The 17,704-nt window shown below is 54.8% G+C and carries 15 protein-coding genes; all 15 read right to left on the reverse strand.

The annotated features are described in order from the left end of the window. Nucleotides 1-61 precede the first annotated feature (61 nt). Complete coding sequence (locus ACQG03_RS14030) at nucleotides 62-622, reverse strand: sugar O-acyltransferase (protein WP_032623958.1); 561 nt, start codon at nucleotides 620-622, stop codon at nucleotides 62-64. Beyond that, nucleotides 615-1,658, reverse strand: a complete 1,044-nt coding sequence (locus tag ACQG03_RS14035) for an MraY family glycosyltransferase (protein ID WP_032623957.1) — start codon at nucleotides 1,656-1,658, stop codon at nucleotides 615-617. The genes ACQG03_RS14030 and ACQG03_RS14035 overlap by 8 nt, the downstream gene beginning before the upstream one ends. Continuing rightward, nucleotides 1,658-2,608, reverse strand: a complete 951-nt coding sequence (locus ACQG03_RS14040; RefSeq protein WP_080465258.1) for an NAD-dependent epimerase/dehydratase family protein — start codon at nucleotides 2,606-2,608, stop codon at nucleotides 1,658-1,660. Before ACQG03_RS14040 ends, ACQG03_RS14035 begins: the two co-directional genes overlap by 1 nt. Before the next feature lie 383 nt (nucleotides 2,609-2,991). Beyond that, complete coding sequence (gene galF / locus ACQG03_RS14045; RefSeq protein WP_017383282.1) at nucleotides 2,992-3,888, reverse strand: GalU regulator GalF; 897 nt, start codon at nucleotides 3,886-3,888, stop codon at nucleotides 2,992-2,994. Between the two features lie 174 nt (nucleotides 3,889-4,062). Next, a complete protein-coding gene (gene wcaM / locus ACQG03_RS14050) occupies nucleotides 4,063-5,454 on the reverse strand; it encodes a colanic acid biosynthesis protein WcaM (protein WP_426726132.1) in 1,392 nt (463 codons plus the stop codon). 12 nt (nucleotides 5,455-5,466) lie between these two features. Then, nucleotides 5,467-6,687 (reverse strand): colanic acid biosynthesis glycosyltransferase WcaL, encoded by a 1,221-nt coding sequence (gene wcaL, locus ACQG03_RS14055; RefSeq protein ID WP_032623954.1) that lies wholly within the window; start codon nucleotides 6,685-6,687, stop codon nucleotides 5,467-5,469. Then, nucleotides 6,684-7,964 carry a colanic acid biosynthesis pyruvyl transferase WcaK gene (wcaK, locus tag ACQG03_RS14060; protein WP_022648628.1) on the reverse strand — a complete coding sequence of 427 codons (1,281 nt, stop codon included), beginning with the start codon at nucleotides 7,962-7,964 and terminating at the stop codon, nucleotides 6,684-6,686. The genes wcaL and wcaK overlap by 4 nt, the downstream gene beginning before the upstream one ends. A 15-nt stretch (nucleotides 7,965-7,979) precedes the next feature. Then, nucleotides 7,980-9,458, reverse strand: coding sequence for a colanic acid undecaprenyl disphosphate flippase WzxC (gene wzxC, locus ACQG03_RS14065; RefSeq protein ID WP_063162892.1), 1,479 nt, complete (start codon nucleotides 9,456-9,458; stop codon nucleotides 7,980-7,982). A gap of 1 nt (nucleotide 9,459) precedes the next feature. Then, nucleotides 9,460-10,854 (reverse strand): undecaprenyl-phosphate glucose phosphotransferase, encoded by a 1,395-nt coding sequence (gene wcaJ / locus ACQG03_RS14070; RefSeq protein WP_038416372.1) that lies wholly within the window; start codon nucleotides 10,852-10,854, stop codon nucleotides 9,460-9,462. A gap of 129 nt (nucleotides 10,855-10,983) precedes the next feature. Continuing rightward, a complete protein-coding gene (gene cpsG / locus ACQG03_RS14075; RefSeq protein WP_022648631.1) occupies nucleotides 10,984-12,354 on the reverse strand; it encodes a colanic acid biosynthesis phosphomannomutase CpsG in 1,371 nt (456 codons plus the stop codon). 108 nt (nucleotides 12,355-12,462) lie between these two features. Then, nucleotides 12,463-13,899 carry a mannose-1-phosphate guanyltransferase gene (gene cpsB / locus ACQG03_RS14080; RefSeq protein WP_023300545.1) on the reverse strand — a complete coding sequence of 479 codons (1,437 nt, stop codon included), beginning with the start codon at nucleotides 13,897-13,899 and terminating at the stop codon, nucleotides 12,463-12,465. A 3-nt stretch (nucleotides 13,900-13,902) separates the two neighbouring features. Next, the gene (gene wcaI / locus ACQG03_RS14085; RefSeq protein ID WP_022648633.1) at nucleotides 13,903-15,126 is read right to left on the reverse strand and encodes a colanic acid biosynthesis fucosyltransferase WcaI; all 1,224 of its coding nucleotides are present in this window, start codon (nucleotides 15,124-15,126) and stop codon (nucleotides 13,903-13,905) included. After that, complete coding sequence (locus tag ACQG03_RS14090; RefSeq protein WP_072201098.1) at nucleotides 15,123-15,602, reverse strand: GDP-mannose mannosyl hydrolase; 480 nt, start codon at nucleotides 15,600-15,602, stop codon at nucleotides 15,123-15,125. The genes wcaI and ACQG03_RS14090 overlap by 4 nt, the downstream gene beginning before the upstream one ends. 2 nt (nucleotides 15,603-15,604) lie before the next feature. Then, a complete protein-coding gene (gene fcl, locus ACQG03_RS14095; RefSeq protein WP_015572377.1) occupies nucleotides 15,605-16,570 on the reverse strand; it encodes a GDP-L-fucose synthase in 966 nt (321 codons plus the stop codon). A gap of 2 nt (nucleotides 16,571-16,572) precedes the next feature. Next, nucleotides 16,573-17,694: a GDP-mannose 4,6-dehydratase gene (gene gmd / locus ACQG03_RS14100; RefSeq protein WP_003863514.1), complete on the reverse strand. Its 1,122-nt coding sequence runs from the start codon at nucleotides 17,692-17,694 to the stop codon at nucleotides 16,573-16,575. Nucleotides 17,695-17,704 lie beyond the last annotated feature (10 nt).

Below are 17,704 nucleotides of genomic sequence, written 5' to 3' on the forward strand. Positions count from 1 at the left end.
AAAGATATTAAATAATTTAGCATACTAAAAACTGGTCGCCTCACTAAAGCTTGCATTCAGTTTATAAAATAGTACCAGCAGGACACACTGAGTAATCGTCTACTTTAGTATTATAACCACCCACTGTCCCCGCCTGGAGAAACGCTGATTTCCCAATCACAGCGCTGCCCGCAAGATGGACACCAACACCTAAGTGAGCGAAATCACCAACAATGGAATCGTGATCTATTGTCGAGTGGCTATTCACAATCGTCGCCAAACCTAATTTTGCGTTGGCGCCCACTACAGCGCCCGCTAACACAACAGAACCATCAGCAATGGTCGCCGATGGACTGACAAATGCAAAGGGATGTATGAGCGATACAGGATGAATACCTAAGCCGATCAGTTGCTGATAGAGTTGCTCTCTGACTTTATTGTTTCCGATGCCAATAGCAACATGACTTACCTTACCGATATGGAACCGTAGTTCTGAAATTTTTCCAATAATCAGTTTGTTAATTTCCTGGCAGGCGGATGTATTATCGTCGAGAAAAACGATATCGTCATATCCCAGCAGTCTCGCTGTCTCGTACAGCGTACGGCCATGACCACCCGCTCCCAAAATCAATAAGTCATGCATTGACATTGCTCTCTTTGTCTTTAACACCTGCACCACATTTCAGTGCAACAACGAGAAGCGGGAACCAGGCGATGAGTAGCCCCACAACACCATCAATTTTGCCTGAGGCAATAAAAAAGGCGATGGGGAAGAGCCACAGAAGATTGACGGCAATCGCCAATGATGTCACCGGAACGTGGCTGCCATATTTTCTTGCAAGAATTTGGTAGCCATGGCTGGCATGTGCTTCATAGACCTTTTTACCTGCTACGAGCCTCCTCAATAAAGTTGTCGTGGCATCGACGATAAATACGCCCAGTAAACATAATTCTGCAATAAAGAAATGTGTATCTGCTTTCGCAATATGGAGAATCATCAGTCCGATAGTTATCCCCAGGAAACCACTCCCGGCATCGCCCATGAAGATTTTTGCTCTCGGGAAATTCCAGACAATAAAACCGGCCGCGGCACCGATAAGGGCAAGCGTCAGCGGATAAATACTTCCAGGCGCGTCCGTGTACTGGTTTACAACAATTAATATAGCACTACATGCGGCAAATGTTATTGCTTCAGCGCTGGCTAAACCATTAATCCCATCCATAAAATTATATAAGTTCAGCATCCAGACCAGATACACACAGCCGAGAATCATACCAATCCAGGATAAGGAAAGATCGTAACCAAACAGCGTAATTACAGGGAAGGAACCCAGGAAATAGATGCCAATTGCTGCTGCCATGAAATGCATCAATAGACGCCAGCGTGCCGCAATATGACCATGATCATCAAGGAAGCCAATGATAGCGACAATTACACCTGGAATAAATAAACCCAGGAAACTGTCGAACGTAAGCGTATGGTTAAAATAAAATCCTACCAAAGCGACCAGGAGCGTCAGGACGATCGCTACTCCACCACCTCGCGGGGTCGGCACAGAATGAGAACTTCGCTGGTTTGGGCGGTCAATAACATTATGCTTTATTGCATACCCCCGCAATCCCCAAGTCAGTGCGCAGGAGGCTAAAAAAGCGAATATCACAATTCCAAAATTCAACATTATTTATTACCTTCAGTATAATATTTCGCCGTTTTTTTCATAGTTTCATGAAGTGTTATCGGGGGTGTCCAGTGCAAATGTTCCCGCGATTTGGAGGCATCGACTTCCAGATCGCCAAATAACTGATCGTAAATACCACCTTTTCCAGCAGCGGAAAGCAGTAACTTCATAATGCTTTTAGGGAAATAAATAATTTTCGCTTTGATATCCATACCAGCAGCAAAAGTTTCAATCATCTCTTCCGTTGAAGGTCGTTCTGCATCAGCGAGTAAAAAGAGTTGATTCTTAGCTTTCTCGTTTACGACACATTCATTGATAAAACTGACGACATTATCCAGCGAAACAAGAGCACGCTTATTCTTAACATTTTTAAACGGTAACGGCAGGTTTTTCGATACAAGTTTCAAAAGACGCTGAATATTACCCGGTGCATTTTCGCCACAAATTAAAGCCGGACGGACAATAGTGATAGCCATATCGGTCCCTCCAAAATTTTTTAACAGGCTCTGCTCAGCTTCGAGCTTGGAAATGGCATAATCAGAAGTCGGTCGAGGTGCCGATGTTTCTGTAAAGGGAGTTCCTGAAGTGGAATTACCGTTGACACCGATAGAGCTTATGAAAATAAAGTGCTTTACACCGCTACTGGCGGCATCTTTAGCTAATTTTATCGTCGCATCGTGATTAACCCGTCGGAATTCCGCTAATGCATCCTGTGCGTCATCATTGAGAATATGTGCCCTTCCCGCAGTATGAATGACGGTGTCGCACCCCTGGAGAAGATGAGCCCAGTTGGTGTCGGCTGAGATATCACCCAAGTTGAAAATACCTTCTGCAATGTTCTCTTGCCTGCGCGTTGTTAGTATCACCTCGTGCCCCGATGATTTCAACGTCTGGACTAAAGCAGTACCAAGAAATCCGGTTCCGCCCGTCACCAATACTTTCATTGCCATCCCCTATCTGCTTAATTTGTTATTTTTACCCCGCGAGGAGTGCTGGAACGCGATCACTTTACTATCCAGAGCCATTCGTTCTTTATTCATTAACTTATGCGAGGTATGCTACCGCCCCTGGCTTAACAGCTACCAGTGCACTGAGAGAAGTTTAGAGAAGAATTTTCTGGTCTGATTACAGACAAAAACTGGCGTTAATTGTCGTCCTAAATGGCGTCAGAAACAAGCACAAATCGCTACAAATCAGCCCAGATTTGAAGCAGGTAACTCTCTGTTATCACAGGAATTAATAACAAAAAGCGGCAGCCATCATTTTGTTTATGTAACAACATAACAAAATGATGGCTGCCGCGCATAAGGTCTTTCAGGCTGCGGAAGGACTATCAGTCGTTAGCCAGCAACTTCTCAATCCGGCTTCTGAACTTCGCCCCTTCCTTCAGGTTACGCAGGCCATAGTTCACAAACGCCTGCATATACCCCATTTTCTTACCGCAGTCATAGCTGTCACCGGTCATCAGCATGGCATCAACCGACTGCTTCTTCGCCAGCTCAGCAATCGCATCGGTCAGCTGGATACGGTCCCAGGCACCCGGCTCGGTTTTTTCCAGCTCAGCCCAGATATCCGCATTCAGCACATAACGGCCTACCGCCATCAGGTCGGAATCCAGGGTCTGCGGCTGATCGGGTTTTTCGATAAACTCAACGATACGGCTCACCTGCCCTTCCGTCTCCAGCGGCTCTTTAGTCTGAATAACAGAGTACTCAGAGAGATCGCCCTTCATACGTTTCGCCAGCACCTGGCTGCGACCCGTTTCGTTGAAGCGTGCAACCATTGCCGCCAGGTTGTAACGCAGCGGATCGGCAGAGGCGGTATCAATGATGATATCGGGCAGTACCACGATAAACGGGTTATCGCCTACGACCGGACGCGCGCACAGGATCGAGTGGCCCAGACCCAGCGGCTGCGCCTGACGCACGTTCATGATGGTCACGCCAGGAGGACAGATAGACTGAACTTCCGCCAGAAGCTGACGCTTAACGCGCTGCTCAAGCAACGCTTCGAGTTCATAAGAGGTGTCGAAGTGGTTCTCTACCGCATTCTTCGAAGAGTGCGTCACCAGAACGATTTCTTTGATCCCTGCAGCAACAATCTCGTCGACGATGTACTGAATCATCGGCTTGTCAACGATCGGCAGCATCTCTTTAGGAATTGCCTTCGTGGCTGGCAACATATGCATGCCCAGACCCGCTACCGGTATGACTGCTTTCAAATTAATCATTATTTCTTCCACCTTAAAATGGTTGACGAATTATAGCTTTTAAACCTGTTTTCGCCAGCATGTTTTGCCGTAAATATGAAGTAATCCTAGGTCACCCCACCACAAATTACAGTAGTTGTAATCTGAATAGATCGCGATTTCGTTCCAGGAATTGTCGCAAAATAGTCTGGATGATTACCTGTGCGGCAGCGCAAAATTCAACCGTTCCGTATTCACCACGTGTTGATCAACGCGATCAATATCCACCGAGCTCTGCCCCTTTTCATTAACCGCTTTTATGTTCGCAAGCGACAGCAACGTCTCGTTTTTAGCCATAAACTTCCCGCGCACGTCTTTGCGCAAATCGAAGTTCATCTTCAGGGCCGGTCCCGTCGTTGACTCCTGCATCACGTTGATATTACGTAAGAAAAGGTGTTGGGGTTTGTTATGCAGCTCAAGCGTTGCCCGCTGCATCTCAACGTTGGTGATGGCAACAAACGACGTGGCATTGCCGGAGGAAATCTGTATCCCGCGCAGCTTATAGGCAAGCTGTCGGTTATCCAGGCGAATATCGTTAAGTTTGAAGGTCTGCGGTATCGACAGATAATCGCCCTTGATCACGCCATAGCCAATTAGCATTCCGGCGCTGTTGACCATATCGACATTATCAATAACGAAATTATCACAGCCATAAATAGCTACCGTCGCGTTATCAATTCCGGCCTTTTTACTGAAGTCAGGGGTAATATTGCTGGCCTTGATATTACGGATCACAAAGTGTTTACCGTTTTCGACATGCACCAGCTGCCGACAGTTGCTGCCGGTGATATTTGCCACCACGAAGTTTTTAACGGTCTGCTGTTCCGGATAATCATTGTCGTACGTACTGCCGGCCAGCCCAATGCCTATGCCCCAGTTGATCTTGCCGTTGGTGCAGTTGATGTTATCGATCACGTGGTCAGAGATCAGGATGTTGCGGTCGTTAATCGCCACGTTCCACTCAATCGCGTCACCCTGCAAGTGGCTGAATTTACTATTGGTAATGCGCGCACCGTCCACCTGATTGTGGAACCCCTGACGCAGGATCGCGTAGTTGGCCTGCGTCACGGTGATGTTATCGATGAGCAGGTTGCGCATCACTCGCCGCTTTTTACCGCCGATGTAGATCTGGGTGACGGGGCCGAAGCCGCTCATCGCCAGCCCTTTAATGACACAGTCGGAGCCACGCACGTCCAGCGTGATGTTATGCGTACGACCCTCACCTTCCCCAATGACCTTGCAGCCTTCCTGGAGTACAAATCGTCCGCGGCCGTTGCCCTTCAGCGCACCGCGGATCAGCAGGGTTTTGCCATCAGGAATGAAAATGCCGGTATTGATGTTTTCACAGGTTAACCCGGCGGGAACAACAACGGTATCGCCCTCGGCAAATGCCTGCTTAAAGGCGGCGATCCAGTCCTTATTGTTGTAACGATCGACAGAAACCGTCTTCCCGGTTGCCGCCCGCGCAGCGCGGGGCGACAACAGCGGCATAGCAGCCAGGACGGATAAAGAAGAGACAAATCGGCGTCGGGTAATCTTATTCAGCATACAACCTCAGCGTTACAGCGTTTGCAGCAGGCTCGCTAACTGGCGATTAATCACCTGCTGATTGAATTCTGCTTCAACTTTTTGCCGCGCATTTTGCAGCACAGGGATCAGCGTCTGCTGATCGATATCGCTGAACGCGGCCAGACGGTCCGCCAGCGCCAGCGCATTGTTTTCAGGAACCAGCCAGCCGGAATGCTCAGAGGTGATCAGCTCCGGGATGCCGCTGTGTAACGTCGAGACCACCGGAATGCCGACCGCCATCGCCTCCATCAGCGCCACGGGAATGCCTTCCATATCGCCGTCGGCGCCGGTTACGGAAGGCAGCAGGAACACATCCGCCTCGTCGAGCATGGCTTTCACTTCGTGGCTCGGCTTGAAGCCCGGCATCTCGACCACGTCTTCCAGCTGATACTGTTCAATCAGCGTGCGCAGGCGACGCTCCCACGGCCCGATACCCAGGATGCGGTAGTGGAAGTCCACACCGCGCGCCTTCAGTTGCCGACAAGCTTCGATGGCTACGTGCAGCCCTTTCTTTTCGGTCAGGCGGGCCACAGAGATAATTTGCAGCGGCTTGCCCGGCACCTTGACCGGTCGCTGGGTGAAGCGTTCCATGTCCACGCCCATGCGTGAAACGGTGATTTTCTCGCTCGGGCACCCCATGGTTTTCAGGCGTCCGGCCCACAAGTCGCTTATCGGCAGCATCATGTCACCACGGCGAAACAGCTGCTGATATTCCGGCGTGTAGTGGTTCAGCACTTCACGGCTGGAGATATCGATACCGTGGAAAATCGTGGCGATTTTGCCGTCAATCACCCCCAGCTCACGCAGTTTTGCCGCCGTGACGCCAGCCGGGCCAAAGTGAGCGATAAAGACATCGGCCCGGTACGGCTGGGCCGTTTGCCCGCAAATGGCGGATAAGATCAGGTTGCGGGCCTCCGCCCCATAGCGCGACATATTCAGCGCCCGCCACGTCGAGGCGCGATGCAGGCCGCGCAGCGTCTGTCCGGCGCGATGGCGCAGTTTGTTCATCCGTCCGGCGGGTTCGTCCTGCAACCAGCGGGTTTTCGCCTCCAGCCCATACTGGGTATACGCCGCATGGGTGTTTTGCGTATCGCCCTTTTGCAGGGCGATAATCTCCACGTCATACCCCATATCGATAAACGCGGTGATTTGGTTCAGCACAAAAGTTTCAGACGACAGCGGAAATTTCAGTAAGAAGAAACCAACCTTCATTTCCCCTCCCGGACGCGGTCGAGGACGGATTTCACCATGCCAATACCTTTTTCGCGTTCGGCTTTCACCGCCACCGCCAGACGTTCGTTGATCGCAGGCAGCTGGCCGAGCGTGTCGCCCACCATCGCACCCAGCGAACCGTCCAGCAGATGACGAATATCGACGGCCATTTCCGGCATACCGAGCTGCTGCATAATGCCCGCGGACTTGTGTTCGTAATTGATGGCGATGGCTGGCGTGCCGAAGTTCATCGAGATAATGGCTGAGTGCAGACGCGTGCCCACGGTCAGGTCGCAGGCGGAGAGCAGCTTGCCCATCTCCAGGTCGTTCAGCTCGTCCATCACCACGTGGTAGCGGGACGGGTCGTTGACCAGGTTACGCAGGTTGAGCGCCACCATGCGGTCATCTTTGTTGTAGCTGTCGATACCGGTACAGGTGGAAAGCGCCAGCACCTGGTAACCGCTGTCCAGCACGCGGTTCACCACCTCGGCAAAGGCTTTTTCATACGCCGCCTGAGTCGTGCCGAGGCGTTTATCGAACGGCGCAAGTTCACGCAGGGTAATGGCGACGGTTTTCTGTTTTGCCGCCACGTCCAGCCAGTGCTGTACCGCGTAGCTGGCCTGGAAGCTGTCATCCTGATGATCCACCAGCCAGGCGGTGTCTACGCCGTGCTCCACTTTGGTGGTGTCGATTTCGCTGCGCTTCATCATGTCGAGGCTGACCGATTCGCGCAGGATCAGCGCGTCACAGTGGCCGAAGACATAGTTCGCCAGCTGGTTGAACTGCGGATCCTGGAACGGCCCGACGCTGTGGCCAATCATAAACAGCGGTTTTTTCGCCATAAAGGTGCAGAGCGCATGCTCAAACTGCGGCACGCCGTACAGGTCGACGAAGAACGAACCGCCCACCTGAATAATGGCGTCATAGCCGGACAGCAGACGCACGAAATCGGTAAAGCCCTGCGCGATGGCGATGTTGCGCAACTTGCCGGTGTCGGTTACGCGAGAAAGCAGCACCTGATGCTGGTAGCGGCGACGCAGCACTTTCTTCACGCGCCCCATCACGCCCGCAGCGTTGTTGTGCTGTTTCATCTGGCTGTAGAGCGGGTCGCCCATCACCGGGCGGTTCAGTAACCAGGATGAGCTGACCGGATAACGGCTCATCACATCCACTTCTGTCTCAGGCTTAAGGGTGTTAATTGCATCCAATAAACCGCGCAGGATGGCGCTGTCGCCACGGTTGCCGCAGGTATGGTTGCCAAGAATAAGTAATTTCATAATGGCCTCGTAAAATTAGCCTGCGCGAAGCAGCGTTTTCATTTTTTCGTTACGGCAAAACTGGCGCTTTATCTCAACCACCAGCGCATTGCGTGACAGTACAATCATCACGCCGAATGCCAGCGCGCCTGCCGCGACCTGCACCGCAAGCAGCGCCGCCAGCGGCAGATGCCCGTTGAGCACCACGCCCAGGCCGTAGCTCACCGCCAGAGTCGGTAAGGAGAGATAAAACGGCAGCCACAGGCTGAGAATGTACTGATGGTAGCTGGAGCCCAGCACCGGTTTGATCATCACGAAGTAGCTCAGCACGGTATTGACGATCTGCACCAGCAGGAAGCCGAGCGTCACGCCAATGGCGCCCGCCATGTGACCGCCCACAATAATTGCCGGAATAAACAGGAAGGTTTTAAACACGTTGAACTTGAAGCTGATATCCACGCGCGCCTTCGCCATCAGCAGAGAACCAATCGGATTCCCCACCGAGCGCAGCAGCCCCACAACGCACAGCAGTTGCAGGATCGGGATGATGCTGTTCCACTTCTCGCCAAACACCAGCGGTACGAAATTGCTGGCGACCACCATCAGCCCCAGCAGTACCGGGAAGTTGATGATCCCCACCACGGAGAGCAGCTTGTAAAAGTTCACGCGCAGCTTCTCTGTATCGTCCTGAATTTTGGCGAACGCCGGGAACAGCACGCGGGTAATGATGGGGTTGAGCTTCATCGGCGGGACAACCGCGACGTTATACGCCAGGTTGTAGCCGCCCGCGACGCTCGCGCCCAGAATGCGCGCCAGCACCAGCGTAGAGAGGTTAGTATTCACATAGTTGATAATGCTGTCTGCCGTCAGCCACGCACCGAAGCGCAGGTTGGATGAAACAGACGCCAGCGAAAAATGCAGTCCCGGGCGATAAATCTTACGGCCGAAGAAGCCAAACAGCAGCGTGCGCACGGCAGAGTTAACGAGGTAGCCGAGAATGGCGGTCATCGCCAGCGGCCAGAAATGGGCGCTGACCACGGTGAAGGTAAAGCCCGCCAGCACGGCGCTGGTTTCAATCATGCCGATTTTGTTGAACTCCAGCTCTTTCTGCATCAGCGCGCGGAACTGCTGCCCGTGCGGGATCACCACGAAAGCAAACGACAGGGTGCGCATCAGCGGCGCCAGGTCCGGGTTATGCAGCACGCCGGCAATCACATCACTCAGCAGGAACACCAGCACAAAGACGAAGATACCCAGCCCGACGTTCAGCCAGTAGAGGGTGGTCAGCTCAAGATGGCTGATCTCTTTGCGCTGGATAATGGAGTTGGCGATACCAAAGTCCGACAGCGTATCGGCCAGGGCGATAATCACCAGCGAGACGGTCAGCAGACCAAACTGGTGGTTATCGATAATGCGCGCCAGCACCGTCATCTGCACCAGGCCGAGGCCAATGATGACGATGGTGGCCATGGCTGACCATTTTGCGCCGCTGATGGTTTTTTCTCGTAAGCTCATCTTAGTACGCCGCTTTGTTCACGAAGCCTTTGAAAATGGTCAGAAAAACAATCTTGATATCGAACCAGAGGCTCCACTCGCGGATGTACTCCAGGTCGAACTCGATGCGTTTTTCCATTTTTTCCAGCGTGTCGGTCTCGCCGCGCCAGCCGTTAATCTGCGCCCAGCCGGTGATGCCCGGCTTCACCTTATGGCGCAGCATGTAGCCTTCAATCAGGGTACGGTACTGCTCGTTATGGGCCACGGCGTGAGGACGAGGCCCGACGATGGACATCCCGCCGGTGAACACGTTGATGAACTGCGGCAGCTCATCGAGCGAGGTACGGCGCAGGAAGTTACCCACGCGGGTGACGCGCGGATCGTTCTGCGTCGCCTGGGTCACCACCTTGTCGTTCTCCATCACCTTCATGGAGCGGAATTTCCACACCATGATCGGCTTACCGTCCATGCCGTAGCGGGTCTGACGGAAGATGATGGGCCCCGGAGAGCTGAGCTTCACCGCCAGCGCAATGCAGCACAGCACCGGGGAGATGAGCAGCAGGATCAGGGACGAAAGTACGATATCCTCCACGCGCTTCAGCACGCGGTTAATCCCCGACAGCGGCGTGTCGTACAACGGAACAACCGGTACCCCGTTCACCTCTTCAATACGGGAGTGGAGAATATTGAAGGTAAACACGTCAGGGATGAGGATCACCGAGCAGGTGGTATCGGCAAGCTCGCGCATCAGTGTCTTGATGCGGGATTCATCTTTCATCTGCATGGCGATGTAGACGTTGTGAATTTTGCCGGCTTTCGCGTCTTCTATCAGCTGTTCGTAGCTGCCCGCCCAGTCAGATGGTACGCCGCCGGGCTTCGCGTCGTGATAAACCCCCACCACTTCAAAACCTAACCACGGCTCTTTGCGGAAGCTGTCGAGCAACACCTGTCCCACCGGCAGGTCGCCCGCCACGGCAACAAAGCGACGGTTATACCCACGGTTGCGCAGCCAGCCCGCGCCAAAGCGGATCAGCGAGCGGCAGACCACCATGCCAACGCTGGTTAACAGATACCAGCAGAGATAGGTCACAAGCCGATTATCAAAATCATGGCTGAACGCCACCAGGCCTGCGCTGAAAATCAGGCTTAAGGTCCAGTTCTGGAGCAGCAGCATCAGTTCGGTGGTCATTTTGACGCCACGCCATGAACGATAGAAATCGGTCATGCCGCCGATCATCTGAAACACCACCAGCGCAATCAACGCCATCAGCAAGTGCATGTATAAGAACGACTGCCCGCTGACCCAACACACCGCCCACAGTCCGCCGACCATGATGGTGATATCAGAAAAACGCTGCACCATAGAGATTAACGATGCATTCGTTCTCGCTCGCTCGCGCTTTTTTAGATTTGTCATCGTTGTTCCTTTAGTTCTAAACCTTTCCCCTCGCCCCTCACCCCGGCCCTCTCCCCCAAAGGGGAGAGGGTGTTCAAGTTCCCTCTCCCCTTTGGGGAGAGGGTTAGGGTGAGGGGTAAGGTTTTCTTTTTACTGATTCAACAGCGCCAGAATGTCCTTCGTTCGGGCTTCCATCAGCGCGGTATCGGCCCGGGACTCAACGTTCAGGCGCACCACCGGCTCAGTGTTGGAAGAGCGCAGGTTGAAGCGCCACTGCGGGAACGCCATGCTGATACCGTCGGTACGGTCAATCTCCAGCGCATGAATGGCAAAGTGCTGTTCGACGCGGGCGATGGCCTCGGCTGGCTGTGCCAGTTTGCTATTGATCTCCCCGCTCGCCGGGAACGCCGCCATGCGGTCGCGCACCAGTTCGCCCAGGCTCTGTCCTTTCAGGCACAGCAGCTCGGTTACCAGCAGCCACGGGATCATCCCGCTGTCGCAGTAGGCAAAATCACGGAAATAGTGGTGGGCGCTCATCTCGCCGCCGTAGATGGCGTCTTCCTCGCGCATACGCTCTTTGATAAACGCGTGGCCGGTTTTAGACATCACCGGCTCGCCGCCCGCGGCCTTCACCACGTCGACGGTGTTCCAGGAGAGGCGCGGATCATGAATGATCTTCGCCCCCGGGTTTTTCTCAAGGAACGCTTCCGCCAGCAGACCGACAATGTAATAGCCTTCGATAAACTGCCCTTTCTCGTCGAACAGGAAGCAGCGGTCGAAATCGCCGTCAAAGGCGATACCCATATCGGCGCCGTGCTCAATCACCGCGTTGCGGGTATCGTCGCGGCACTCCGGCAGCAGCGGGTTAGGAATACCGTTCGGGAAGTTGCCGTCTGGCGTGTTGTGCACTTTGACGAAGGTCACCGGCACGTTCAGCGCCTTAAAGCGGGCTTCAAGTGCATCGACAACCGGGCCTGCCGCGCCGTTGCCGGAGTTAATCACCAGCTTCAGCGGTTTGAGGTTCGCCACGTTGATGTAGCCCAGCAGGTGGTCGATGTACTCTTTTTGCAAGTTGATCTGCTTATAGCTGCCGCGCTTCGCTTCGTTCACCGGCGGGAAGTCGTTGGCCTCGGCCAGACGCTGCACGTCGCGCAGGCCGGTGTCGCCGCTGATAGGACGCGCGCCCTTGCGCACCAGCTTCATGCCGTTGTAGTCCATCGGGTTATGGCTGGCCGTCACTTCGATACCGCCGTCCACGCCCAGGTGGAAGGTGGCAAAATAGATCTCTTCGGTACCGGAAAGTCCAATGTCCAGCACGTCGACGCCCGCGTCCTGTAGCCCTTTCGCCAGCGCCAGCTTCAGGGATTCGCTGGTGAGACGCACGTCGCCACCCAGCACGATAGTTTGTGGTTTCAGGTATTCGCCGTACGCGCGGCCGATGCGCCACGCAATGTCTTCGTTCAGCTCTTCGCCCAGCTTGCCGCGAATATCGTAGGCTTTAAAACAGGTTAATTTTTCCATGATGACCCCTTTTTCAGGCAACAGTTGGCCCGCCCGTTAACAGGCTTAATTGTTTTTTATTCATTCGTAGGCCGGATAAGCGAAGCGCCATCCGGCGTTAAGACGGCGCTACACCCGCCCGTAGCGGTCCTGGAAGCGCACGATATCGTCCTCTTCCAGATACGAACCGGAACGCACCTCAATTAAGTCGAGTGGAATTTTCCCCGGGTTTTCCAGGCAGTGCGTGGCACCCAGCGGAATATAAATGGATTCGTTTTCACCGAGCAGCTTCACTTCACCGTTGATGGTCACTTTGGCTGTCCCCGCCACCACTACCCAGTGTTCGGCGCGGTGATGGTGCATCTGCACCGACAGCCCTTCACCCGGCTTCACGGTGATACGTTTCACCTGGTAACGCTCGCCGGCGTCAATGGAGTCATATTTGCCCCACGGACGGTAGACTTCACGGTGAATATGGTGTTCGTGGCGGCCATCAGCCTTGATCTTCTCCACCACTTTTTTAACGTCCTGCACGGCATTACGGTCGGCAATCAGCACCGCGTCTTTGGTCTGCACGACCACCAGATCTTTCACCCCTACCGTGGTGACAAGGCCAGATTCGGCGTAGACGTAGCTGTTTTCCGTTTTGTGGCTGATCACATCACCGTGATGGACGTTACCCTCCGGGGTATGGGCGCTAATCTCCCACAGTGACGACCAGGAGCCAACGTCGCTCCAGCCCGCATCCATCGGCACCACTACCGCATCTGCCGTACGTTCCATCACCGCATAGTCAATGGACTCTTCCGGACAGGCGAGGAAGGCTTCTTCGTCCACGCGGATAAAATCAAGATCCGGATCCACCACCGCCATCGCTTTTTCGCAGGCATTTAAGATATCCGGGCGATATTTTTCCAGCTCTTCCAGGTAGCGACCGGCGCGGAACAGGAACATACCGCTGTTCCAGTAGTATTCACCGCTGGCCACGTAGGCCTGGGCGGTTTCCAGATTCGGTTTTTCGACAAACTGCGCCACGTCAAAGGCCACGCTGTCGCCTTCACCAGGCGTGACGCTACCGCGGCGAATGTAGCCATAGCCGGTTTCCGGGAGATCCGGCACGATGCCGAAGGTCACCAGCTTGCCGTTCTCAGCGTAAGGAATCGCCGCGCGAACCGCGTCGCGGAAGGCGTCTTCCTGCTGAATAACGTGGTCAGCCGCCAGCACCAGCATCAGCGGGTCGCAGTCCGGGCTGCTGCGTTTTGCCGCCAGCGCCGCAAGAGCAATAGCAGGCGCGGTGTTGCGTCCGGCAGGCTCCAGAATGATATTTTCGGTCAGTTTATTCAGCTGGCGCAGCTGCTCGGCAACGATAAAGCGGTGCTGCTCGTTACAGATCACCACCGGGCTTTCACACTCCACGCCGTGCAGACGGTTAACCGTCGTTTGCAGCATGGTGAGGTCGCCCTTCAGGCACAGAAATTGTTTTGGATAAAGCACGCGGGAAAGTGGCCACAACCGGCTCCCGGATCCACCCGCCATTACGACCGGATACAAAGTGGTTTGACTCATGATTTATCCCCGTATATCTGCAATAAATTGGCTCAGCACGTTCTCTTTCTCGAGCGTGCGTTCGGCATATTCACGTGCCACCGTGTTCTCTTTTGGCATGGCGAGTGCCTGCTCAATTCCGGTCACCAGCGCAGGAACCGATTCTGGCTCTACGCAAACGGCAATGCCCGGGTAGCTGTTGCACAGCTGGCCTAATTCTGTTGCGGCTTCTGCCGTAATCACCGCATTTCCGCCCACTGCCAGAATGTTGGTCAGCTTGGACGGCAGCACCGCATCTGCCGCGCCGCGTTTTTGCACCACCAGATGGCAATCCGCCATTTTCAGCAGCGCGGGCAGCGCGTCATAAGACTGAAGCGGGAAGAAGCGGATGTTGGTCAGTCCGCGCTCGCTGGCCATTTTTTCCAGCCGCGCTTTACCGCCGCCCTGCCCGACTATCACGAACATCCACGGGTGTTCGCTCAGCTGAAGCGCGGCGTCAATCACGCTCTCCAGCCCCTGTTTTTCGCCGATGTTGCCTGAGTAAAGAATGATTTTTTGATCTTCAGGCAAACCGAGCTGCGCGCGTAACGCCTGCGCATCCTGGTCTGTCACATCGCGGAAACGCGCCACTTCGGACCAGTTCGGAAAGAAGATCACCTTCTCCGCCGGGACACCCTTCTCCTGCGCCTTGTTCATCATCGAGCGCGAGATGGTCGAGACGTAATCCACGTTGTGCAGGCCGCTGCGCTCAAAGGCGCTGGCGAGCTTCGCCACCTTGCCGCCCTTGCCTTTCCCGGCCATCCCCAGCCCGAGCATGGCGTCCACTTCATAATCCTGAATGTGCAGCAGGGTGCGCGCGCCGGAGAGTTTGCCCAGCAGGCGCATGCCTGGCGTGCAGAACAGCGTCGGCACCACGCCGATGATGCGATCCGGCTTCCAGCGACGCTGCGCCATCAGCGGGAAAAAACTGCTCAGGGCAAAGCTGCCCAGATGAATTAAACGTTTCAGCGTCGAGGGCTGTTTCGGCACGTAGAGCGGGCAGCGCCAGACGGTCGCAGCCCCCTCTTCGCGGCGGTAGCGCCAGCTGGAATAGCGTTCGCCTACCTTCCACTCCGGGTAATACGGCGGGGCGGTAATCACCCGCACGTCATGTCCCTGGCTCGCCATCCACTCGACCATCTCGCCGGTGTATTTCCCGATACCGGTAAGCTCCGGCGAGTAGTTAATTCCGTAGACGAGGATTTTCATAGGCCTGGCACCTCGGCCTGACGTTCCGCAAGGAAGTACGCCCGACTGTTGTCATGGACGTTGTCGCTTGCCAGCAGCGCCTCTGGCGTTAACCAGCGGTAATCGTCATGCTGAGAATCAGGCAGACGCAGGTCTGCCTCACTCACCTTCAGGCGGAACCCCAGCACGACATAGTGCGTGGTGAACCCGGTGCCCGAAAAGTTATCGTCATAGAAGTGCTGCCAGACCCCGTAAAACTGGCCCGCTGCCATCGGCAGTTGCAGGCCCAGTTCCGCCAGAGTGAGACGCTCAAACGCATCGCTTAGCGTCTCATCCTTCTGCACGCGCCCGCCGGGCACGAACCAGAAGCCCTGTGCAGGACGATTGGTTCGTTTCCCCAGCAAGAACTCGCCGCGTTCGTTCTCCACGATCAAATCAATTGAGATGAGCGGAGTGGAACGCACCACCGTGGCAAAATCTTCCTGACTTAAAAACATCATTACCCCCGGAAGCGGTGCTGGTTTTCCAGGAACCACTGGTAGGTGCTGGCCAGCCCCTGCTCCAGTGAGACCTCGTGATACCAGCCAAGCTGATGCAGACGGGTCACGTCCAGCAGCTTGCGCGGCGTGCCGTCCGGTTTGGTGGCATCAAACACCACGCGTCCTTTGTAGCCCACCACCTGCGCGATGGTCTGCGCCAGCTCGCGAATGGTGCAGTCCACGCCGGTCCCGACGTTAATGTGCGACAGCATCGGCTCGGTGTTTTCCTGCCACACCTCGCGATCCAGCTCCATGACGTGAATGCTGGCTGCCGCCATATCGTCCACGTGCAGGAACTCGCGCATTGGCGTGCCGCTGCCCCACACCACCACGTCCGGGGCGTTTTCGGCAGTCGCCTCGTGGAAACGACGCAGCAGCGCCGGGATCACGTGCGAATTGCTCGGGTGGAAGTTGTCGTGCGGTCCGTACAGGTTGGTCGGCATTACCGAGCGATAGTCGCGGTTATACTGACGGTTGTACGATTCACACAGCTTGATCCCGGCAATTTTGGCAATCGCGTACGGCTCGTTGGTGGCTTCCAGCGTGCCCTGCAACAGTTCGCTCTCGGCGATCGGCTGTTTCGCCATTTTTGGGTAGATACAGGATGAACCGAGGAACAGCAGCTTGTTCACGTTGTGCAGATGCGCCGCGTGAATGATGTTGCTCTCAATCATCATGTTCTCGTAGATGAAATCCGCCGGGTAGGTGTTGTTAGCGACAATGCCGCCCACCTTCGCCGCCGCCAGATACACCTGGTCGATACGTTCGCTGGCGAAGAAGTCCTGCACCGCTTTGCTGTCAAGCAAGTTCAGCTCGTCGCGGGTGCGAACAATCACCTCAACGTCGCCGCGCTGTTCAAGCTGGCGGACAATCGCGGAACCCACCATTCCGCGATGACCGGCGACAAAAATACGTTGTTTTGTCATTCTCAGGACTCCAGCGCGATGGCAACCTCGTAGCCATGGGACTTGAGCAGGGAGTGTTTTTTCGCTGCTTCAAGATCTTTGGCCACCATCTCGGATACCATTTCTTGCAGGGTGGTTTCTGGTTTCCAGCCCAGCTTCTCGTGCGCTTTGGTTGGGTCGCCCAGCAGGGTTTCCACTTCAGCAGGACGGAAGTAACGCGGATCCACCTGAACAATCACGTCGCCTGGCTTCACGCCCGGTGCGTCGTGGCCGGTCACGGAAACAACGATACCCTTCTCTTCCACGCCGGTGCCTTCGAAGCGCAGCTTGATACCCAGCTGTGCCGCAGCCATCTCAACGAACTGACGTACAGAGTACTGCACGCCGGTCGCGATCACGAAGTCTTCTGGCTGTTCCTGCTGCAGCATCATCCACTGCATTTTCACGTAGTCTTTCGCATGGCCCCAGTCACGCAGGGAGTCCATGTTGCCGAGGTGCAGGCAGGATTCCAGACCCTGAGCGATGTTGGCGATAGCGCGGGTAATTTTACGGGTAACGAAGGTTTCGCCACGACGTGGGGATTCGTGGTTGAACAGAATGCCGTTACAGGCGTACATGCCGTAGGATTCACGGTAGTTCACAGTGATCCAGTAAGCGTACAGTTTCGCTACCGCGTACGGAGAACGTGGGTAGAACGGCGTGGTCTCTTTCTGTGGAATTTCCTGCACCAGGCCGTACAGCTCAGAGGTAGATGCCTGATAGAAACGGGTTTTCTTCTCAAGACCCAGGAAGCGAATCGCTTCCAGCAGACGCAGCGTACCCATCGCATCCACGTCAGCGGTGTATTCCGGGGATTCGAAGGAGACCGCAACGTGGCTCATCGCGCCCAGGTTGTAGACTTCATCCGGCTGTACTTCCTGCAGGATGCGGGTCAGGTTGGAGGTATCGGTCAGGTCGCCGTAGTGCAGGTGGAATTTCGGGTTCGCCGCGTGAGGATCCTGATAAATATGATCGACACGTTCGGTGTTAAATGAAGAGGCACGACGTTTAATACCGTGTACTTCATACCCTTTTTCCAGCAGTAACTCTGCCAGGTAAGAACCATCCTGCCCGGTAACGCCGGTGATGAGAGCGACTTTAGACATGTTTATATTC

This window comes from Enterobacter cloacae complex sp. 342H5 (genome assembly GCF_050030905.1).
Classification (GTDB): Bacteria; Pseudomonadota; Gammaproteobacteria; order Enterobacterales; family Enterobacteriaceae; genus Enterobacter; species Enterobacter intestinihominis.